General features: G+C 35.5%; 30 protein-coding genes, 1 other RNA gene and 1 other annotated feature. All 31 genes read right to left on the bottom strand.

From position 1 onward, the window contains the following. Positions 1–244: 244 nt before the first annotated feature. Positions 245–1,294, bottom strand: coding sequence for a tRNA (adenosine(37)-N6)-threonylcarbamoyltransferase complex transferase subunit TsaD (gene tsaD, locus NFR82_RS03285; RefSeq protein WP_251716783.1), 1,050 nt, complete (start codon positions 1,292–1,294; stop codon positions 245–247). Between the two features lie 21 nt (positions 1,295–1,315). Beyond that, complete coding sequence (rimI, locus tag NFR82_RS03280; protein WP_251716781.1) at positions 1,316–1,870, bottom strand: ribosomal protein S18-alanine N-acetyltransferase; 555 nt, start codon at positions 1,868–1,870, stop codon at positions 1,316–1,318. After that, entirely contained in the window at positions 1,854–2,594 is a 741-nt protein-coding gene (tsaB, locus tag NFR82_RS03275) for a tRNA (adenosine(37)-N6)-threonylcarbamoyltransferase complex dimerization subunit type 1 TsaB (protein WP_251716779.1), read from the bottom strand. The genes rimI and tsaB overlap by 17 nt, the downstream gene beginning before the upstream one ends. 18 nt (positions 2,595–2,612) lie before the next feature. After that, positions 2,613–3,146: a folate family ECF transporter S component gene (locus NFR82_RS03270; protein WP_251716777.1), complete on the bottom strand. Its 534-nt coding sequence runs from the start codon at positions 3,144–3,146 to the stop codon at positions 2,613–2,615. Between the two features lie 69 nt (positions 3,147–3,215). Then, a complete protein-coding gene (locus NFR82_RS03265) occupies positions 3,216–3,953 on the bottom strand; it encodes an acyl-[acyl-carrier-protein] thioesterase (RefSeq protein ID WP_251716775.1) in 738 nt (245 codons plus the stop codon). A gap of 11 nt (positions 3,954–3,964) precedes the next feature. Beyond that, on the bottom strand, positions 3,965–4,816 hold the full coding sequence (gene rsmI, locus NFR82_RS03260; protein ID WP_251716773.1) for a 16S rRNA (cytidine(1402)-2'-O)-methyltransferase: 852 nt from the start codon (positions 4,814–4,816) through the stop codon (positions 3,965–3,967). Positions 4,817–4,825: 9 nt separating this feature from the next. Then, positions 4,826–5,158: a DNA replication initiation control protein YabA gene (yabA, locus tag NFR82_RS03255; protein WP_251716771.1), complete on the bottom strand. Its 333-nt coding sequence runs from the start codon at positions 5,156–5,158 to the stop codon at positions 4,826–4,828. 12 nt (positions 5,159–5,170) lie between these two features. Next, positions 5,171–6,031: a DNA polymerase III subunit delta gene (locus NFR82_RS03250; protein WP_251716770.1), complete on the bottom strand. Its 861-nt coding sequence runs from the start codon at positions 6,029–6,031 to the stop codon at positions 5,171–5,173. 2 nt (positions 6,032–6,033) lie between these two features. Beyond that, a complete protein-coding gene (locus tag NFR82_RS03245) occupies positions 6,034–6,354 on the bottom strand; it encodes a cyclic-di-AMP receptor (protein ID WP_251716768.1) in 321 nt (106 codons plus the stop codon). 11 nt (positions 6,355–6,365) lie between these two features. Next, positions 6,366–7,004, bottom strand: coding sequence for a dTMP kinase (gene tmk / locus NFR82_RS03240; RefSeq protein ID WP_251716766.1), 639 nt, complete (start codon positions 7,002–7,004; stop codon positions 6,366–6,368). Between the two features lie 92 nt (positions 7,005–7,096). After that, positions 7,097–7,333 carry a YaaL family protein gene (locus NFR82_RS03235; RefSeq protein ID WP_251716764.1) on the bottom strand — a complete coding sequence of 79 codons (237 nt, stop codon included), beginning with the start codon at positions 7,331–7,333 and terminating at the stop codon, positions 7,097–7,099. After that, entirely contained in the window at positions 7,333–7,932 is a 600-nt protein-coding gene (gene recR / locus NFR82_RS03230) for a recombination mediator RecR (protein ID WP_251716762.1), read from the bottom strand. Before recR ends, NFR82_RS03235 begins: the two co-directional genes overlap by 1 nt. Next, positions 7,933–8,259, bottom strand: a complete 327-nt coding sequence (locus NFR82_RS03225) for a YbaB/EbfC family nucleoid-associated protein (RefSeq protein WP_251716760.1) — start codon at positions 8,257–8,259, stop codon at positions 7,933–7,935. An 18-nt stretch (positions 8,260–8,277) separates the two neighbouring features. Further along, positions 8,278–10,089, bottom strand: a complete 1,812-nt coding sequence (gene dnaX / locus NFR82_RS03220) for a DNA polymerase III subunit gamma/tau (RefSeq protein WP_251716759.1) — start codon at positions 10,087–10,089, stop codon at positions 8,278–8,280. 63 nt (positions 10,090–10,152) lie between these two features. Next, positions 10,153–10,239, bottom strand: an RNA gene (gene ffs / locus NFR82_RS03215) — signal recognition particle sRNA small type. Positions 10,240–10,281: 42 nt separating this feature from the next. Continuing rightward, positions 10,282–10,791, bottom strand: coding sequence for a tRNA adenosine(34) deaminase TadA (tadA, locus tag NFR82_RS03210; RefSeq protein WP_251716757.1), 510 nt, complete (start codon positions 10,789–10,791; stop codon positions 10,282–10,284). A gap of 9 nt (positions 10,792–10,800) precedes the next feature. Then, positions 10,801–11,415, bottom strand: coding sequence for a class I SAM-dependent methyltransferase (locus tag NFR82_RS03205; protein WP_251716755.1), 615 nt, complete (start codon positions 11,413–11,415; stop codon positions 10,801–10,803). Further along, positions 11,405–12,271: an ion transporter gene (locus NFR82_RS03200; protein ID WP_338146992.1), complete on the bottom strand. Its 867-nt coding sequence runs from the start codon at positions 12,269–12,271 to the stop codon at positions 11,405–11,407. Before NFR82_RS03200 ends, NFR82_RS03205 begins: the two co-directional genes overlap by 11 nt. An 81-nt stretch (positions 12,272–12,352) precedes the next feature. Further along, positions 12,353–12,715 (bottom strand): 50S ribosomal protein L7/L12, encoded by a 363-nt coding sequence (rplL, locus tag NFR82_RS03195; protein WP_251716752.1) that lies wholly within the window; start codon positions 12,713–12,715, stop codon positions 12,353–12,355. Positions 12,716–12,758: 43 nt separating this feature from the next. Then, positions 12,759–13,271 (bottom strand): 50S ribosomal protein L10, encoded by a 513-nt coding sequence (gene rplJ, locus NFR82_RS03190; protein ID WP_251716750.1) that lies wholly within the window; start codon positions 13,269–13,271, stop codon positions 12,759–12,761. Between the two features lie 35 nt (positions 13,272–13,306). Continuing rightward, positions 13,307–13,430: a sequence feature (ribosomal protein L10 leader region), on the bottom strand. Between the two features lie 170 nt (positions 13,431–13,600). Then, positions 13,601–14,278, bottom strand: a complete 678-nt coding sequence (gene phoU / locus NFR82_RS03185) for a phosphate signaling complex protein PhoU (protein ID WP_251716749.1) — start codon at positions 14,276–14,278, stop codon at positions 13,601–13,603. A 15-nt stretch (positions 14,279–14,293) separates the two neighbouring features. Continuing rightward, positions 14,294–15,052, bottom strand: a complete 759-nt coding sequence (gene pstB, locus NFR82_RS03180; RefSeq protein WP_251716747.1) for a phosphate ABC transporter ATP-binding protein PstB — start codon at positions 15,050–15,052, stop codon at positions 14,294–14,296. 10 nt (positions 15,053–15,062) lie between these two features. Then, a complete protein-coding gene (pstB, locus tag NFR82_RS03175; RefSeq protein WP_251716745.1) occupies positions 15,063–15,857 on the bottom strand; it encodes a phosphate ABC transporter ATP-binding protein PstB in 795 nt (264 codons plus the stop codon). Between the two features lie 9 nt (positions 15,858–15,866). Continuing rightward, a complete protein-coding gene (gene pstA / locus NFR82_RS03170) occupies positions 15,867–16,754 on the bottom strand; it encodes a phosphate ABC transporter permease PstA (RefSeq protein ID WP_251716743.1) in 888 nt (295 codons plus the stop codon). Continuing rightward, a complete protein-coding gene (gene pstC / locus NFR82_RS03165) occupies positions 16,754–17,752 on the bottom strand; it encodes a phosphate ABC transporter permease subunit PstC (protein WP_251716741.1) in 999 nt (332 codons plus the stop codon). The genes pstA and pstC overlap by 1 nt, the downstream gene beginning before the upstream one ends. A 3-nt stretch (positions 17,753–17,755) precedes the next feature. After that, the gene (locus tag NFR82_RS03160) at positions 17,756–18,622 is read right to left on the bottom strand and encodes a phosphate ABC transporter substrate-binding protein (protein ID WP_251716739.1); all 867 of its coding nucleotides are present in this window, start codon (positions 18,620–18,622) and stop codon (positions 17,756–17,758) included. 104 nt (positions 18,623–18,726) lie between these two features. Beyond that, the gene (gene rplA, locus NFR82_RS03155) at positions 18,727–19,419 is read right to left on the bottom strand and encodes a 50S ribosomal protein L1 (protein WP_251716737.1); all 693 of its coding nucleotides are present in this window, start codon (positions 19,417–19,419) and stop codon (positions 18,727–18,729) included. A gap of 78 nt (positions 19,420–19,497) precedes the next feature. Then, a complete protein-coding gene (gene rplK / locus NFR82_RS03150; protein WP_251716736.1) occupies positions 19,498–19,923 on the bottom strand; it encodes a 50S ribosomal protein L11 in 426 nt (141 codons plus the stop codon). A 120-nt stretch (positions 19,924–20,043) separates the two neighbouring features. Then, positions 20,044–20,601 carry a transcription termination/antitermination protein NusG gene (gene nusG, locus NFR82_RS03145; RefSeq protein ID WP_251716734.1) on the bottom strand — a complete coding sequence of 186 codons (558 nt, stop codon included), beginning with the start codon at positions 20,599–20,601 and terminating at the stop codon, positions 20,044–20,046. A 104-nt stretch (positions 20,602–20,705) separates the two neighbouring features. Further along, positions 20,706–20,876, bottom strand: coding sequence for a preprotein translocase subunit SecE (gene secE, locus NFR82_RS03140; protein ID WP_251716732.1), 171 nt, complete (start codon positions 20,874–20,876; stop codon positions 20,706–20,708). Between the two features lie 5 nt (positions 20,877–20,881). Continuing rightward, on the bottom strand, positions 20,882–21,031 hold the full coding sequence (gene rpmG / locus NFR82_RS03135; protein WP_251716730.1) for a 50S ribosomal protein L33: 150 nt from the start codon (positions 21,029–21,031) through the stop codon (positions 20,882–20,884). Between the last annotated feature and the right edge of the window lie 23 nt (positions 21,032–21,054).

Raw genomic sequence — 21,054 nt, 5'->3', positions numbered from 1 at the left:
AATTTTATCATATTGTTTTTTATTTTATACAATCTTGGTCTTCAAAGATTGTGATTTAATAGATTTTTTATAATTCTCTTTACTGCTTATCTTTATAATTAAACCTATTTTATCTATCATTTTAATTTTATTCCTTTTTCACAACTTAATACAATAAAAGGACCAAGTTTTTAAGCTTGGTCCTAATTTAATTCACGTTTTTTAAAATTTCAATGATAGTGGTAATCAAAAAGCATCTTCTTTGCTATTTTAACATGCTTTCAGTATATGGCAATTCAAGTGATGGATCAGCATTAAGCGTCATATCAGCAAATTGACCATCTTTATATAAATTATATGCAGCGGCACCAATCATCGCAGCATTATCTCCACACAACTTAAGTTCAGGCAAAATTACCTTTGGTTTAATATCCTTGAGTAATTTTTCGATTTCGGCACTCATTCTTTCGCGAAGGCCCTTATTAGCAGCAACTCCACCACCCATAATGAATGTCTTAGGCTGATATTCTTTAATTGCACGGATAGTTTTATGAGCCAAAACATCAACTACAGCGGCTTGAAAACTTGCTGCCAAATCATACTTGTTTAACTTTTCATGAATCTGGTCAGCATGGTGACAAGTATTGATAAAGGCACTCTTAAGTCCAGAGAATGAAAAATCATAATCATCATCTTCCATCATTGCTCGTGGGAAGTTAAAAGTATCCTTTCCTTCATGTGCCCATGCATCAATTGTCTTACCTGCTGGATAGTTTACTCCAAGCACACGACCAATCTTGTCATACGCTTCACCAGCGGCATCATCACGAGTATCGCCAACAATTTCAAAGTGAACAGGATCCTTCATTAGAACAATCTCAGTATGTCCACCTGAAACTTGCAAAGCCAATGCAGGATATTCAATTGTATCCTTTAATTGAGCCGCCATAATATGTCCCATGATATGATCAACTCCAATAAGTGGAATACCAGTTGCCATAGAAGCAGCTTTTGCGGCGCTAACTCCGATTAAAAGTGCACCAACAAGACCTGGTCCCTTAGTTACAGCAATTGCATCAATATCATCCCAAGTTACATTTGCTTCTTCCAAAGCTTCTTTAGTGATTTGGCTAATGACTTCAATATGGTGACGACTAGCAACCTCTGGTACCACCCCGCCGAAACGTTGATGACTCTTAATTTGTGTCGCAATAATTAAACTTTCGATATCTGTACCATTTTTAATTACAGCTGTTGAAGTTTCATCACAAGAACTTTCATAAGCTAAAATTCTAACGTCTTTTTTCTCGCTCACAGCATAAACTTCTTTCTTTAATTATTTTTTGTTTTTATTAAGCCATAGAACCATATTAATCGCATCAGTATTAGTATCTTGATAATAATTTTTTCGAATAAACATATCCTTAAAGCCTAAATGACGATATAACCTCTTAGCCTGCTCATTCTCAATATTAACTTCTAAACTGACACATTCATGCTTATTGGCTTTTGCACGTTCAATAACTAGTTCTAATAAGTCTGTTCCAATATGTTTCCCTTGAAACTCAAGTGCTACCGCAATATTGGTAATATGTGTTTCCCGGTTAAAAAAGCGGGCACCAATCATTGCAATTAATTCAGATTCATAGTATACAACTAAATATAATGAGTTTTCTGTCTTACTCAATTCTGATTCAAAAGCCCCTTCACTCCATGGAGTTTTGCCAGAGTAAACTTCTTTTTCCAATAACAATAAACCAGGAATATCATTATTAGTAGCTCGCATAACTTGTAAGACTTTATCGTCAACCCTCATCACAAATGGAGTAAAATCAATCTTATTAACTTTATGTTCAGTTGGATGAAGGAATTTATTAAACCTCTTCAACATAATTACTTTCTGGCTCAAATTCCTTACCAGTCTTCTTATGCCAATCTACTTCAGCTTGAGTTCGACGCAAATAGCGCGGTAACAAAGCATCAGGATCAACTTCTTCTGCATTCACTGCAAGTTGTCCAATTAATCCTGCATGAACCTTATTTTGATCACCTTCAGCAAATTCGAACTTAATGTTTGCTTTTTCAATTACATCGGCTTGCTTTTCAATTCCTTGACCAACAAAAACTACGCCAGACAAATCATTATTTTTGATTGCTTCTTCAATTTGAATAAGCAACTTATCAATATGATAGTGCCCATCAGGAATAATATTTTCTAATTGATTATTCTTTAAAACATAACCCCCAGCAAAGTAATTATCGTTTCTGGCATCAATTGTTGAAACAATCAATTTACTATCATCATTAATTGCCTTAGCCATAGCTTCCAAAGTTGAAATACCAACAACGCTCTTGTTTAAAATGCTGGCAAACATTTTAATAGTGGTAATTCCGATTCTTAAACCTGTATATGAACCAGGACCGATTGCGACTGCAAAGCGATCTATATCCTTCAAGTTCAAATTATTTTCTTTTAAAATTTCATTGATCATTGGATCAAGATGTTCACTATGATTTCGTTTGTCTTCTTCATTTTTTTCAACAATTATTTCTTGATCATTGTTGAGAGCTACACTTAAATTACTTGTAGCTGTTGAAACACTTAAAATTTTCATTTAGATTATTGTTCCTTTTTACTTAAAATCAGCTCTTATTTTAACACGAGAAAGGGCCTGTAATACAAAATAGGTGATAATCATTTGAATCCATGGCACAATTGCTTCTTTTGGAATTCTTTGAAGTAAAAGAATGTTAAAGTCCATATGATATAAAATTGCAATCCATAAAGTATTCAAAAGAATGTTAACAATCACTGTTACTAAAATAGTTGCCGCAATAATTCGCCAGATCTTGATTGGTTTCCTATAGAAAAGCAAACCATAGATTAATGGTCCGACCATAGCAGTTAGAGTAAATCCAATAAAGAATCCACCTTGATTACCAAAGATGGCTGAAGAAACTAAATCACTAATTCCACCGCCAACTGCACCCCAAATCGGGCCAAATAGGTAACCTAACATTACACTACCGATAAATCCCAGGCCAACTTTAACAAAAGCTGGACCAAAAGAAAATTGCGATAAAATAATTTTAATAGCGATAACTAAGCCTAACAAGACTAGTTTACGTAATTCTTGTCCACGAATTCGTTTCGTATTTAAATTCATCCCCAGTCCTCCTCTCGCATTCAAAAAGCACGACTCAAATTGTCATGCTTTTTATTAAATCATATCTTTTTATATTTTACGCCATTTTAGCTCACAAACAGTTCTTTCATTATTGTCCTCATCGACAATAACATGATAACTTGTCGTGAGGTCATCTTTTTCTACTAGAGTTAAACATGAATATGGTACTTCACCATAATGAAGCTCTTGATCAAATTTGATATCAATTTCTGAAACAAGATGGCTTTTCAAAAAATCGCGACCTAGCATGTCAATGAACCAGTTAAAATAGTGACTATTAGTTAAATGATGATTAGTATCTAAATCATCGTAACGTACCCGATATTGCCGTTTGGTTTGATATTCGTCTTGTGGTCGTAAACGTGGAAAACGTGGCATCTTTTTAAGAAGAGGCACATTGAATGACTTCATCATTTCTTCATCAGCCGGTAACATTTTTCGATTCTTAATATCAAATAAAACCCACTGACTCTTAACACTTACCAATTCATTACCATTTTCATCCTCAATACCAAAATCACGATATTCAAAAAATTTATTATATCCGCTTGCTTCAGTAGTTAGTACAACGTTATCAGTTGGCCCCGGTAAATTTTTAATTTCAAAATGATATTGAGTAACAACCCAGCCCATTCCTTTTGCCAGTAAGTCCTTAGTTCCGGCGTTACCTTCTTCTAATTGATGTTCAGAAACTTGCATCATCAAATCAACCATTGAAGGTAATTTCAAATGGGCATTTTCATCACATTCACTAAACTCTATTTGATGTTTTTCTCTATATTGCATTTTTAACCTTTTTATTGATGATATGCATCATAAAGTTCATTCTTGGAAACATTATGTGCTTTAGCTACCTGCTTAATTGCATCTTTTTTGCTCTTTCCCTGATCTACTAAATCATTAACTAATTTAATCAATTCATCAAAAGAAAACTGCTTCTCTTCCGCAGTATTTGGTGATACTAGCACTACAAATTCTCCACGCGGATCGTTTTCTTTAAAGTAGGCGTTAACTTCTTCAATACTTCCGCGAATAAATTCTTCGTGAATCTTAGTTAACTCACGTGCTGCACAAATTTGACGATCAGGTGCAAGCACTTTGGCCAGATTATCTAAAGTCTTTGATAAACGGTGAGGAGATTCATAAAAAATTGACGTACCACGAAATTTATTCATTTGTTCAAAATAGGGAATCTGCTCTGAAGCCTTACGTGGCAAAAAGCCGTAATATGTAAACGGCTGAGCGTCAAAACCTGAAGCAATCAATGCAGTTGTAAAGGCTGATGGACCTGGAAGTGGAATAACTGGAATATCATTTTTAATGCATTCTTCCACCAAAATAAAGCCAGGGTCAGAAATTACTGGCATCCCTGCATCGCTAATTTCTGCAATAACCGCACCCTTTTTCATTAATTCAATTAATTCGGGTGCTTTTTGCTTAGAATTATACTTATGAAAAGAAATCATTCTATTATGAACGCCGATCTTTTCAAGTAAAATGCCACTAGTTCGAGTATCTTCAGCAGCAATATAATCAGCATCCGTCAGTATATTCTTTGCTCTAATTGTAATATCCTCAAGATTACCAATTGGAGTTGGCACTAAATAAAGCTTACCACCATCGTCTTTATAACTGCTTTGTCGCTTCATCTTTTTCCTCTATCGTTTCTTTTTCTCACCAAAATTATCTAAAATGTCTAAACAAAACATACAGTCCGAACTAGGATCACGATGTGAACCATAATACATATTACAAATATGATAACCTGATGTATAAATTTGTCTAAGAGATTCCAAACCACTTTGCGTTTTCGCAACAGGTTCACCTTTTTTGGTCATCTTTTCAAGTTTTTCTCTCAAGAGTTGGTTTTCTACTTTTAATTCAGTATTTTCCTTTAAGGTGTCAAGAATATCATTTTCCAAACTTGCGATAGTCTTGGTCATTTTTTCCATAGAATTATGCAATTCTTGTAATTTTGAATATGGATCCATCTTTTAGCACACCTACCTTCTCCATTTTAAAGCAAGATAATCTAATAAACTGCGAAAATTAACATTGCTAAATTTCATTTTATCAATTTCTATTAAATATTCTAGCATACGTGCACCGGCCCTTTGGTTCATTGAACTTTCTAGATCCTTTTGGGCATATAATTTTAACATCAGTAAAACATAATTTTGCAAAACTGTTGTGTTAGCTAAATCAACCAGCTTATGTGCGCTTACCAAGGCCAAATCATTTCTTTCAAGCAATTCTTGATAAAAGTATTTTATTTCTTGATCAACCTTCTTAGTGTCATCTAGTTCTTCAAGCTCTTCAACTGAAAAACCATTTTCAATTAGAACTGATTGACGATCGTCTCTTTTTTCATTTTCATTAAACTTGATAATTTGAGTTCTTGAACGAATCGTCGGTAAAATTTGATCAACATTATTAGTAATTAAGATTGAAACTACTGGTGCCACTGGTTCTTCAAGCAAGTTAAGTAAAGCATTAGCAGCTGGCAAAGTTAATTTTTGCGCATCCTTAATTAAGAAAAATCTTCTTGTGCTTTCAACAGGACTTTTTGCTAACTCTTCTTTTAGTGGTCTAATCTGATCGATTCCTAAAGTTTGCCTGCCCTCCGGCTTAACCAATAAAACATCAGGATGATTTCCTGACAAGATCTGCTGGCAATTAATACAAGTTCCGTCAGGTTTGTTTTCACCGGTACAGTTGAATAAGCAGGCTAGCCAGTAAGCTGTGTTTAAGGCTCTAGTTTCATCATTATCAACGAACAAGTAGCTATGAGCTAATTGATTTTTATTATATGCATTTGCTAAAAAATCAGCCTGTTTACGGCTGATATTATTAATATCAATCATTTTTAAAAGCGCTTAAAATCATCTACAGGAACGACAAAACATGTTGCTCCTCCGACTGTAACTTTAACCATTTGATTCATCTCTAACCCTGTTGCCAGTAAATTAGGTTGAACTAAACTTTCTCTTACTTGGGATTTTTCCTTAATTATTTCTAGAATAGAATCAACCTTTTCATCTTCTGTACCAATCAAAAAAGTTGTATTCCCATCCCCTAAAAAACTTCCAGTTGTAGCTAATTTAGTTGCACGAATATCATTTTCAACAAAGGTTTCTTGAAGTTTATTTGAATCTTCTTTTTGAACAATGGCAATAATTAATTTCATCTAATCATCCTTTAAAAAAGTTCTGGCAATCGACTTTTAATTGCTGAAATGCCATCTGCAACAACTTTATCAATTGTCTGACTTGCATCAATTTCAACAATTCTGTTTGAGTACATTTTATTTATTTCTTTATAACCTGCATAGACTTTTTCATGGAAGGCTAATTTTTCTTGTTCTAAACGATCCTCTTGATCTGGACGTAATTTCTTTATTCTACTTAAGCCTATTTCAGGGCTTAAATCAAAAAATAATGTCAAATCAGGTTGCAAGCCATGAGTCGCAAAGTCATTGATTTGCTTAACTTCTTCAATTCCAAGATTACGTCCTACCCCCTGATAAGCGAGAGAACTATCCACATAGCGATCGGAAATCACTAGCTTACCTTTTTGAAGTTCCGGTAATACATGTTCTGCCACATGTTGACTTCTAGCGGCTGCATATAAAAGTGCTTCTGTTCGATCATCCATTTCGCCATTTTTTGGATCTAAAATAATTTTTCTAATTTCTTCAGCGATCTTAGAACCACCTGGTTCTCTTGTCACTACATATTGTGTTTTCAGCTCTGGACCAATTTGCTTTAAAATTTCTGCCAAGGCAGTACTCTTACCAGCACCATCTGGACCTTCAAAACTAATAAAAAAACCTCTCATAAAAACCTCCAGTCTCTATTTTACAGAAGTTTTTATCACTTTTACAGTCCTAAAAATTTTCCAAAAGAAAAAGCCCTATATCAGGGCCGTTCTTATTGAGTTATTGCACTTGAGACACCACTAAATCTTGTGTTTCTGTGGCGAGCTTCATTGTATAAAAAACTATACTTTGCCTTCAAAATTTTATTTGCGACAACATTATCATCTGACATATCTAAAGTTGTTTGATCAATATCTTGTTGAAAAGAAAGTTCATTTTGAAGCTTTTCAATCAAATCAACCAATCTTTGATCGCCATCTGCCTTAACTTTATCAATCTTTTTTGCCATTATAAAGCCGTTCTTCCTTGTACTGCTCTTTTCAAAGTAATTGAATTTGCATATTCAATATCACTACCAACGGCAAGTCCTGCAGCTAAGCGAGTAACTTTTATTCCTGCTGGCTTAATCAACTTGCTAATGTACATCGCGGTTGATTCACCCTCTGGGGTTGAGTTAAGTGCCAAGATTACTTCTTTGACCTGATCTTGCTTTTGAAGACGAGTAATCAATGATTTGATGTTAACTTCTTCAGGTCCAATTCCGTCCATTGGAGACAAAACACCATGAAGAACATGATACAAACCATCATATTCTCCCATTTCTTCAAAAGCCATAACATCTTTTGGTTGCTCAACTACCATAATCGTTGTCTGATCACGATTAGGATTAGAACAAATCTCACAGGGATCCTTTTCAGTAATATTTCCGCAAATTGAACATTGTTTAAGATTATTTTTTACATCTGCTAAAGATTTAGCAAAATCTTGTACATCCTGATCAGGCATATCTAAAGTATAAAATGCTAATCTTGTAGCAGTTTTTTCACCAATTCCTGGCAATCTCATATATGATTCAATTAAACGAGCAATCGGTAATGGATATTGCAATTACATCAAGCCTTTCGTGTACTTACCTAAACTTGCTTGTGTTGCTTCATCAATTGATGAAATGCCTTTGTTAACCGCGTCAATAATTAAATCTTGAAGCATATCTGGATCATCTGGATCGATTGCATCCTTATTAATCTTCAAGTCCTTTAACTTACGATCACCAGTAAAGGTAGCAACAACTAAGTTATCAGCTGAAGCAGCAGTAAACTCTTGAGCCGTAATGTTTTCTTGTTCTTGTGCCATTTGCTCTTGAAGCTTCTTTGCTTGCTTCATCATTTGTTGCATATTCATTCCGCCTAAACCGCCGAAACCTCTTTTACTCATAATTATGATCTCCTTTATTTAATCCTTAATATTCACTACATCGCCAAAAAGATCTTTGGCCTTATTGATAATCTCTGGATTTTCAGTCTGTTTATCTTGTTCATTTTCATTTTGAATAACCACATTAGCCTTATTTTTCTTAGCTAATAGTTCTTCCTTATGACTTTGAACAAATTCACTTCTAACTGCTAACCAATCATTATCGGGTACTAATACAATACCATAAGAATGCTTTGTAAATCGTTCAATATAACCTGTTAATTTATCTAGCAAGTCACTGTCTGAACTAGCCTTCTCAAACCATAGAGCATACTTGCATTTCATAACGATTTGATCATGACTTGCCGCAACCGGTTCAAGAACATCAAGTAAAGCTTTTTCTGATACTTCTAGTACTGAATGCAAATCGGGCCAGATATCCTTAACAGTATTTAAATCCTCTCTAGTTGCATTTTCAAGGACATGATATACCCGTTTTTTATTTTGTTCATTATTAATTTTATTTTTAGCAGGACGCTTTTTACTTTCTTGGGCCTTAGACTCAGTCTTCTTTTCGTCTTTGCGTCTAGTGTCCATCTTGAATTCAACCGTAGATCGACTTCCAGTTTTCACACCAGATTTAGATAAAGCCGTAAGCTGCTCAGTTAAATCAACTACTTGCTTCTTCAAGGCCGCTAATTCAGCTGATAAGCCAGTATTATCACCCATAATTGGTTCGGGTTTTGTTTCAGCTGAATTAGTATTAACTCCTGAATTTTCCTGACTTGCAGCAACTAAAAATACTTCAAGTGGAATTTGTTGCTGATTAGTATAGCGCAAATCATTAAGTGCATTATTAGCCAAATTGATTAAACTAAAATATCTCTCACTAGGAATATCTTTAATTTTTTCCGCAAAATCTTTTGTTAAGAAATTACTATTATTTTCCTGATTGTTAGCCTTATTGATAATTAACGAATTCGTCGCCATGTCAATCAACTCATCTAAAATATTCTTCGCACTTGCACCATCAGCCAAAGCCGAACGAGTTTGAGTCAAAGCATCCGTTGTATCTTGATTAAGAAGCGCCAACAAAATCTGTTCAATTTTTTCTTTAGCAGCAAATCCAGTAATTTGAAGTGCATCATTATAATTGATCTTATCGGCTTCATAACTGAGCAATTGATCCAAAATACTTAATGCATCACGCATCCCACCATCCGCAACTTGGGCAATGACAGCCAGCGCTTTGTCCTCATATGAAATGTGTTCTTGTTCAAGAATATATTTCATTCTTTTTTCTAGATCAGCTTTCGAAATCCGCTTGAAATTATATCTTTGAGTTCTAGAAATAATCGTAGCAGGAACTTTTTGCAATTCTGTTGTTGCTAAAATGAATACAACATGCTCTGGAGGTTCTTCCAGAGTCTTAAGAAGTGCGTTAAAAGCCCCCATGGAAAGCATATGGACCTCGTCAATGATATATACCTTGTACTTACCTTGAGTTGGTGCATACTTTACTTTATCACGAATATCACGAATTTCATCAACACCATTGTTTGATGCCGCATCGATTTCCATAATATCTGGCATTGAACCATTATCGGCAGCGACACAATTTTCGCATTCATTACATGGTTCACCATTTTGCAAGTTAGTACAATTTAATGCTTTCGCAAAAATCTTGGCACAGGAAGTTTTCCCTGTTCCTCTCGGACCTGCAAAAAGGAAAGCATGTGAAATCGTTCCACGCTCAATCGCATTTTTTAATGTTTCGGTTATTGCCTCTTGTCCAATTACACTATCAAAAGTGCGCGGGCGCCATTTTCGATATAATGCTTGATAAGCCATGGATTTCCTTTCCTTAGTAAAAAACTCTTACCTCTTTAAAAGAGCTAAGAGTTTGTTAATAATCTAAATAAAGGGCACATGCCTGAACGACCTTAGTGCTGCTACCTTCCAGTCCTGACACAATTCAGAGGTCAAACATTGCCCAATAAGTATGATAACTTATTTTTGAAAATTTTTCTACATATTCGCTAATTATTCTTCAGATTTATTTTTCATTGCTAATTTTTCAGCTTTCTTCTTCGCCCGAATTGCTCTAAAAAATTGCGTGAGCATTTGGCTAGTTTCATTTTCCTTCACTCCGCCTTCAACTTCGGGATGATGATTAAACTTTTCCACAGCGAATAAGTCGATTACACTGCCAGATGCACCTGCCTTAGGATCATATGCCCCAAAGAAAACATTTTTTATTCTAGAATTAATAATGGCGCCTGCACACATTGGGCATGGTTCTAATGTAATAAAAATACTGCAATCGACTAGACGCCAATAACCAATCTGATCACAAGCCTCTCGAATCGCAATTATTTCTGCGTGTTGAGTTGCATCTTGATCAAGTTCTCGGCGATTATATCCTCGACCAACCACATTACCTTCTGGATCTATGACTATCGCACCAATTGGTACCTCATCTTGCTTTTCAGCAATCCTCGCTTGTTCAATGGCTAGGTTCATATACTTATCTTTTTCTTCTTGAGTAAACATATTCATCCTTTAGTTATTAATAGCCTTGAGGATATAGTAACCCTTATCACGAGTAACAATCTCACAATTACCAAAGGTAGCCTCCATTAGCTTTCTAGCACTTGGCTCGCCTTGTTTTTTCTGAATTACCACTAATAAAACTCCAGCCTTAACAAGATGCTCCTTTGCCTCCGCTAAAATTGTTGAAACTATTTTTTTACCTGCTCTAATTGGCGGATTAGTTAAAATAAGCCCGTATCTCTTATCCACTTGTGAATAAACATCTGAAGCATAGATATTCACATTATTAATGTGGTTAAGTTGTGCATTTCTTTTTGCCAGATCTAAACCTCGTTCATTCACATCAATCATATCCACAACTTGATCTGGCCAAAACTTAGCCGCAAATAATCCGATTGGCCCATAACCGGTTCCAACATCCAGGATATTTTCTTTTGGAAAATCAATATCTTTCATTGACTTAATTAAGACACCTGAACCGTAATCTACTCGAAGCTTAGAAAAAACCCCAGCATCTGTATTGAACTTTAAATCAATTCCATCAATATGATAGTCAACAATTCTTTCATCGTGAGCCGTATTTGGATTTTCTGCAAAATACATTTGATTATCTTTATTGTTCATTTTTTTCCTCACTCTTTTTTCTAGAAAGCCAAGTCCTGAACTTCTTCCACTCAGTTGAATTTTGCGACATTCGTAATTCTTCGATTTGTTCTTGCATTTTTTTATTTTCATCAACTAAATTTTGGTTTTGCTTTTCTAAATTTTCCAACTTTTCAAGAATCAACTTAAAGTTAGCATGATTATCATCTATGTTAATTTTAGAATTTTTCTTCATGAAATACGTCGTCAAAGAACTGGAAACCATACCCATGATTCCGACTCCCACCAAGATCATGACTAAAATTACAAATTTTCCCATTAAACTTGTTGGAGAAATGGTTTTAGTTGAAATATCGCCATAACCTACCGTACTGGCAGTCGTTATCGCCCACCAGAATGCTTGATCAAGTGAAATATGCTCTGTAATTGAAATTGCGACAGAACCTAGCATGATAAATGCAATACTGAAATATACCATATACAGTATACCGTTAGTATGAAGGATTTTCCGTAATTTTCCTATTAAACCGGCAAGTCGGATTAATCGAAGCAATCTAAAATATAAAACAATATTACCCAACTGACTCAATTGCATCCAATCATCAAAAATCCCCACTGGAATAATTGCTAGTAAGTCATAAATATTATCTTTAAAATATGCTTTCTTATCTTTTGCCCTATATAGACGTACAAAATAATCAATTGCAAAGATAATTAAAATTCCATTATTTAGCCAAAATCCATATGAATGATGACCATTAATGTTAATTACTGCGGCAAAATCTAAAACAATCAATACAATTGAAATGATTGCTAGAATTGCCATTATCCACTTATATAAATTCTTTTCTATAATTATTTTTGTTTTTGTATCCATACTTCTATTTTAAGCAAAAAAATAGACCTCTGCAAAGAACAGAGATCTATTTTCTGTAATTATTGCCCAGTTGGGCAGCAATTATTTAAGGGTTACAGTAGCACCAACTTCTTCAAGCTTAGCCTTGATGTCGTTAGCTTCGTCTTCTGAAACGCCTTCCTTAACGTTCTTAGGTGCACCATCAACAAGGTCCTTTGAGTCCTTAAGGCCAAGACCAGTGATGTCACGGATAACCTTAATTACCTTAACCTTTTCTTGACCTGCTTCAGTCAATTCAACATCGAATTCTGACTTAGCAGCACCTGCGTCTGCAGCACCTGCAGCAGCAACTGGAGCAGCAGCAGTAACGTCAAATTCATCTTCAATAGCCTTTACAAGGTCGTTTAATTCAAGAATTGAAGCACCTTTTAATTCTTCAATAATCTTTTCAGTATCTAAAGCCATTTATGTATCCTCCGAAAATTAGAATTTAGATATTAATAATAAATTATTCAGCTGATTCTTCATCTTTTGATTCAGCAACAGCCTTAACAGCGTATGCAAAGTCGCGGATAGGAGCTTGCAATACAGAAACAAGCATTGAAAGCAAGCCTTCGCGTCCTGGGATGGAAGCGAGTTCCTTGATTTCTTCCTTTGTGGTAATCTTACCTTCAAGAACACCACCCTTGATTTCAATAACGTCGAAATCATTTTCGTACTTAGAAATAATACGAGCTGGTTCGGTAATGTCATCAGCGTTGTCAGTGTAAACAACAGCAGTAGGACCTACAAAAGTATCATCAAGACCTTCGATGCCAGCCTTAGCAGCAGCACGTCTTAAGTAAGTGTTCTTGATAACCTTCATCTTAACATCGTTATCGCGAAGTTCCTTACGCATGTTAGTAACTTCATCAACAGTTAAACCTAAGTAGTTAATAACTAAAACAGCCTTAGCAGCCTTAAGTTCTTCTGCAAATGCATCAACAAGCTTTTCTTTTTCAGCAATAGCAGCTTTACTCAATCGAATTCACCTCCATAATTACTTTGATAAATTCTATTTGGCCTAAAAAAACTCCATGCCGAAAGACATGGAGCGTTTATACTCTTCATTATCTTCTGGCCTCGGCGGGAAATTAAGGCGTCATGCCACCCGAGTCTTAGGTAGAATTTACATTTATTTATTATACATAGTTAAACATGAAAAGTAAAATCATTTTTGAATTTTCTTTTTGCTTCATAAGTTAATTGATGACGACATGCTTTAAACTTCGAAGACTTCTTCTAAAACAATACAATAAAAAATAAAGTGAATTTACTAAAATTCGCTTTATTTTAAATCGATAAATTTTACTATATTGTTTCTGATTCTGTTGGATTACTTAATTCATTAAGTTCTCCCGTTGTCTTGTAGATTACCCACATTGCAATATTAACAATGTGATCCCCAATTCTTTCAAGCAATCTAGTAACCACGAAGTAACTTGATGAAGCTACAGCAGCACTTGGATCATTTTCAATTCCATCAATAATTAAGTGTCTTGCCTTAACGTAATCTTGATCAATTACAGAATCTTTTGACGCAACTTCTCTAGCCATCTTTTCATCATCTTGAACATAAGCAGTCAAAACTTGAATAAGCATGTGACGTACATTATGAGTCATACGAGAAATAATTTCTTCGACTTCTGGAATTCTAGGATTTCCCTTTACACGAATAGTTTCAAACGCAATACTCATCGCATTTTCACCAATTCTTTCAAGGTCGGTTGTAGCTTTCAAGATACTAATCACAACACGGAAATCTGTTGCCACCGGTTGTTGTAGAGCCATCAACTTTAAGGCCTTCTTTTGAATGTCTAATGATTCTTGAGGAATCTTCTCTTCATCATCAGCAATTGCTTGGGCGATCTTTTTATCATGATCAACAAAGGCTCTTGTAGTATGATCAATTTCATCATTTACAAATACACCCATTTCCATAAATTGGGTATTGAGTTTCTTTAATTCATCTAAAAATATTTCGTGCATTTTTTACCTCAAATTCTAACCAAATCGTCCATTTAGGTAGTCACTAGTTATCTGCTTATCTGGTGCAATGAACATTTGCTCTGTAGGACCAGCTTCAATCAAATCACCATTCATAAAGAAGGCAGTGCGATCAGAAATTCTACTTGCTTGTTGTAAATTGTGCGTAACCATGATAAAAGTATAGCTTTGTTTTAATTCCAGCAAAGTTTCTTCAATTTCTGAACTTGAAATTGGATCAAGCGCACTAGTTGGTTCATCTAACAAAACCACTTTTGGTCTAACAGCTAACGCTCTAGCAATACAAATACGCTGCTGTTGACCACCTGAAAAGGCCTGAGCATTACGATCCAAGTTATCCTTCACATCATTCCAAATTGCAGCTTGCTTAAGACTTTCCTCAACTCTTTGATCAATTAAGTCTTTGTCTTTAACACCAGCAAGTCGTAAACCGTATGCAATATTATTATAAACTGAAAACGGAAACGGAGTCGGTTGCTGGAACACCATACCGACATCTTTACGCAACTCAACCAAATCCATCTTAGGACTGTAGATATCTTGACCATCGAAAAGAATCTCTCCCGTAATAGTAGTATTTTCGATGTCATCGTTCATTCGGTTAAGACAACGTAAGAAAGTCGATTTACCACAACCTGATGGTCCAATTAAAGCAGTTAATTCTTTTTCTCGAAAATTAAGGTTAATACCATGTAAGGCTTCAAAATTTCCATAACTTAATTTAACATCTTTTGCCGATATAACTTCTTTTCTCATTTCTTGTCCTTTAACCAAAACTACCTTGAATATAATCCTCAGTAAGTTCTCCCTTTGGATTAGTGAAGATCTCAGCTGTAGTATTATATTCAATTACATGACCTAGATGGAAAAATGCAGTGTAATCACTAATTCTTGAAGCCTGTTGCATATTATGAGTAACCATAATCATAGTGTACTTACTTCTAAGCTGCTTTAAAGTATCTTCAAGTTTAGAAGTTGAAACAGGATCAAGCGCACTAGCCGGCTCATCTAAAAGTAAAATTTCAGGTTGAACTGCCAAAGCACGGGCAATACACAAACGTTGCTGCTGACCACCTGATAACGCCAAGGCACTTTTATCAAGCGTATCTTTAACTTCATCCCAAAGAGCAGCAGCACGTAAACTTTCTTCCACAATCTTATCTAATTCTTTTTTATTAGTTTGGCCATGGGCTTTAAGAGCGTAAGTGATGTTTTCACGGATTGACTTTGGAAATGGATTTGGCTTTTGGAAAACCATTCCAATATTCTTTCTTAGTTCATAAACATTAATATTATTTTTATTCACATTTAAATCATGAAAGATAATTTCACCATTAACTGTAGCCACTTTATCATTCATTCGATTTAAAGAACGTAAAAAAGTCGACTTACCTGAACCAGAGGCTCCGATTAAAGCAGTAATTGTATTTCGTTTGAATTGTAAACTAGCATCAAATAATTTTTGGACTGTTCCGCCATATAAAACGCTCAAATCCTTTGCTTCTAAAGCAATATCATCTTTTTCAAAAGTTTTTATGTAGCTGGGTTTTAAATTTTCCATTTTTCACCTTTATTTTGCAGCAGTTAGTTTTTGGTACAACTTATTACCTAAGTAGCGGGCACCTAAGTTAAATATGATGACAACGATTACTAGTAATGCAGATGTAGCTGCGGAAACAATTGTTGCATCAGAGATAATACCTTCAGTATTAACTTTCCAAATATGAACAGCAAGAGTTTCAGCTGGTCTCATTACATTAAGTGGACTAGTTGGACTGAACGGATTCCAGTCAGTGTAATTAACTGTTGAGCCACTTTGACCTGCTGTATAAATTAAAGCAGCTGCTTCACCAAAAATTCTACCTGCACTCAAGATCAAACCGGTTAAAATTCCTGGAAGTGCAGCTGGTAAAACGATTCCTCGAATAGTTTTCCAATTGGAAAGACCCAAAGCAAGGCCAGCTTCACGCTGTTGTTCAGGAACACCTGAAATAGCCTGTTCAATGTTACTAGTTAAAATTGGTAAATTGAAGAAGGTCAAAGCCAAGGCACCAGAAATAATTGAGAAACCAAAGCCAAATTGAACTACAAATAATAAATAACCGAATAAACCAACAACAATTGATGGAAGTGAACTAAGAATTTCAATTGTAGTTCTAATTAAACTAGTTACCCAATTGTCTTTGGCATATTCAGATAGGTAAATCGCTGAACCCAAAGCAATTGGAAAGGAAATAATTGTAGTTAAAATCAATAGATAAATTGAGTTAAACAATTGGTCACGAACACCACCGCCGGCTTGATATGATGAAGCTTCTGATGTTAAAAAATGCCAGGAAAGATGTGGTACACCAGTAATCAAGATATTTCCTAAAATACCGGCAAGAATCAAGACAACAATTGCTACAAAAATATAAATGATAATTGTAGCTAATTTATCACTGCGTTTTGCATTCATTATTTTTGTCCCTTCTTTCCGACTAATCTAACTAAGAAATTAAATACTAACGACATAATCAATAAGAGAAGTGCAAGTGACCAAAGAGCATTGTTTGGTAAAGTACCCATAACAGTATTACCCATTTGACTAGTTAATTGACTTGTCAAAGTTGCAGATGGACTGATTAAGTTGTATGGCATTAAGACTGCATTACCAATTACCATTTGAACCGCTAACGCTTCACCGAAGGCTCTTGCCATTCCGAAAATTACCGCTGTTAAGATTCGAGGCGTCGCCACTCTTAAAACAACTTTATAGATAGTTTGCCAATGAGTAGCTCCAAGAGCTGCAGAAGCTTGTCTGAACTGCTTAGGTACTGCCTTAAGAGCATCTACAGTTAATGAAGTAATAGTTGGTAAAACCATTACAAATAAAACTAAAGTAGCCGATAAAATACCAAATCCAGTTCCGCCAAAAAGATTTCTAATTACTGGAACAATGATTGTTAAACCCAAGAAACCATAAACAACTGATGGAATACCAACCAACAATTCCATAACTGATTGCAAGAAGTTGGCTCCTTTTTTAGAAGTATATTCAGTCATAAATAAGGCAACTGCAATTGCAAATGGTGTTGCTACTAATGCTGAAAGAAGAGTCACTGAAAATGAGGTAACTATCATTGCGGCCGCACCAACATGATTTTTACCATCACTTGGATCCCAATCAGTAGAAAACAAGAAATGAAAGACATTTACGTGATCAGTAAAGAAGGTTGACAAACCATGTGCGCCAACAAATCCAATAATTGAAACAACTAAAATAATAATTAAACCAATTGCACAGTAAGTTAAACCCTTACCCCAATATTCTTGACGCGTTTCTTTTGAAGGCTGAGTTAAACGCTCAATATCAACACTGGTCGGTCCAAGTTTATTTAACTTTACATGAGGGACTTTTTGCTCGGCAATTGCTTGATCAACTACCTGCTTTAAATCATCTGTTTTCTTATTCATTCTTTATCCGATCTTTGTAATCTTATTCTTACTATCACGTACAACCTTCATTTGATTGATACTTAAATATCCAATCTTAGGAATAAGTTCACCTTGAACCTTCTTCCCTAACATGTAATCAATAAAGGCCTTAACACTTTTATTAGGTTTTCCTTTAGTATACATATGCTCATATGACCATAATTGCCATTTATTAGTAGTAATATTGGCGTTAGTCGGTTTGACATGATTAATATTCAACTTTTGAATATTCTTGTCATTTGCATATGGGAAGGAAATGTAACTAATTGTACCTGGAGTTGTATTTACAATCTTTTTAACCGTACCGTTTGAATCTTGTTCTTGGGAACGAATCGGCTTTTGGCCATCTAAGACAATATCTTCAAAAGTAGTACGAGTACCACTACCCTTTGAACGGTTAATTACAGTAATTGCTTCATCTTTACCACCGACTTGTTTCCAATTTGTTACTTTTCCGGTAAAAATATCTTTTAGTTGATTCATTGATAGATTCTTAATTCCAACATCCTTATTGACAATTGGAACAATTCCAACGACGGCAATCAAATGATCTTGTAATTTTTTACTATCAATACCTTTTTGAGTATCGGCATAGACATCTGAAGTACCTATTTCAACCGCACCGGCTTGAACTTGGCTCAGTCCAGTTCCTGAACCACCACCCTGAACTACAATATTACTGGATGGATGAGCAAGACGATAATCATTACCTGCTTGTTCGGCAAGTAGCTGCATCGCACTTGATCCCACTATTGTAATCTTATTCGAATTATTATTTTTACAAGCTGTTAAGAAAAAAGTGGCCAAAAATAATAAGCCAACGATCTTAATCCAACGATGTTTACGCATGAAAAACTCCTTTAATTGTGCATTAAATCAACTAATGATACCACATAAAAAAAGCGCCTCGCAATAGCGCGAGGTGCTTCTATAATTAATTTAATGATCTATTATTAGTTCAAGTTTAATGGATCAAGCTTGATTCCAGGGCCAAAAGTTGCTGCAACTGCAACACTCTTAATGTATTGACCCTTAGCTGCAGCTGGACGTGCACGAAGAATAACGTCACGTAAAGCTTCGAAGTTTTCAGCTAATTGTTCTTCAGTAAATGATACCTTACCGATAGCAGTGTGAATTGATGCTTGACGGTCTACACGGTATTCTACTTGACCAGCCTTAACATTCTTAACAGCCTTTTCGATATCCATAGTAACAGTACCAGTCTTAGGGTTTGGCATCAAACCTTTAGGTCCAAGTACTCGACCCAAACGACCAACCTTAGCCATCATCATTGGTGTAGCAACAACAACGTCGAAGTCTAAGTAACCGTTTTGAACCTTTTCTACTAATTCATCTGAACCAACTTCATCTGCACCTGCTGCCTTAGCTTGTTCAGCTTGAGGACCTTCAGCAAATACAATAACCTTTTGTGTCTTACCAGTACCGTTAGGTAAAACAAGTGAACCACGGATTTGTTGGTCAGCTTGCTTAGGGTCAACACTTAAGTTGTATGAAACTTCAACTGAAGCATCAAAGTTTGCATATGAAGTTTCCTTAACGAGCTTCATAGCTTCTTCAATTGAATAAAACTTGTTTGGATCTACTTTTTTAGCAGCTTCTAAATATTTCTTACCATGCTTTGGCATGTGATTTCCTCCTTGTATATGTGGTCAAACGAGCTCTCTCTAAGCTCTCCCACCTAATATGTTACCTAAATAACAGGATTAGTCTTCGACTTCGATACCCATACTTCTAGCGGTACCTTCAACCATGCGCATAGCAGCTTCGATATCAGCAGCGTTAAGGTCTTTCATCTTAGTCTCGGCAATTTCCTTGACTTGAGCCTTGGTTACCTTACCAACCTTGTTGGTATTAGGTTCACCAGAAGCCTTTTGGATCTTAGCAGCTTGCTTAAGCAATACTGGTGCTGGTGGAGTCTTAGTAATGAATTCGAATGAACGATCTTCATATACTGTAATAACTACAGGGATAATCATGCCCTTTTGGTCAGCAGTTCTAGCATTGAAGTCTTTAGTAAAACCAACAATGTTAATACCAGCTTGACCCAATGCAGGACCAACTGGAGGTGCAGGTGTTGCAGCACCAGCTGGGATTTGTAACTTAACTACGTTAATAACTTTCTTTGCCACGGTCAAAACCTCCTTGATTCCGTGATGCGGTTAAAATGGAGAATTTACCTACTTCTCCTCCCGCAATAATAAACGTACTTTGCTATCGTAACATCTATTAGGACTAATTACAATAGCAAATTATTCTTCTCCATCAAATTGTTTAATTTGGTTATATTCAAGTTCAGCAGTAGTTGCTCTACCAAACATATCAACTGATACGTAAACCTTTCGCTTATCTGGTTGAATATCAGTAATCTTACCAACCATACCGTTAAAGGCACCTTCTGTGATTGTAACTGTTTCACCAATTTCCAAATCAAGATCAGGTTCTTTAGCAACTTGACCTTGTTGGTTGAGCAATCTTTCTACTTCTTCTTCAAGAAGTGGAGAAGGCTTTGAACCACCACCGTGTGATCCAACAAATCCAGTTACGTTTGGAGTATTTCTTACGATGAACCAACTTTCATCAGTCATAACCATTTCAACTAAAACGTAACCTGGGAAGACTTTTTCTTCAACTTCTTGCTTCTTACCGCGAACAGTTTCCACCTTAGCTTCTTCAGGAACCATTACACGAAAAATGTAATCTTGCATTCCCATACTTTGTGCACGTGAAAGCAAGTCTGACTTAACCTTATCTTCATAACCAGAATAAGTATGAAGAACATACCATTTCTTTTCAGATGTTTCTACCATTTAAATTCTCCTTAAATACTGGCAAACAAAAAAACCTCGTAAAGAGGTTTCTTCTCGATCGATAAAATTATACCACGTACGGGTTAGATTATCTATCATAACTATTACATAATAGCTTGAGTTAATGCACTAAATGCCCAATCAAGTACACCTAAGTAAATAGCAAACAAGATTGAGGAAACAATAACTGTCATAGTGTCATGACGGTTTTGCTTGTAGCTTGGCCAAGTTACTAATTTCATTTCATGACCAACACTCTTAAAGAACTTAATCATTAGTATTACCTCGTTTCTTTATGTAATGTCATCTTTCCGCAATGTTTACAGAATTTTCTTAATTCTAGTCGCTCAGTACGATTCTTATTTGCGGTGATAGAGTAGTTTCGTGACCCGCATTCAGTACAGGCCAATGCCGCTTTTTTCACTGCCATAATCTCACTTCCAAACTCTCGCT

Origin of the sequence: Lactobacillus agrestimuris (assembly GCF_943193025.1) — a bacterium.
GTDB classification, from domain to species: domain Bacteria; phylum Bacillota; class Bacilli; order Lactobacillales; family Lactobacillaceae; genus Lactobacillus; species Lactobacillus agrestimuris.
Note: the sequence above shows the minus strand (reverse complement) of the source record. Positions and strands in the feature narration are given on the sequence as shown.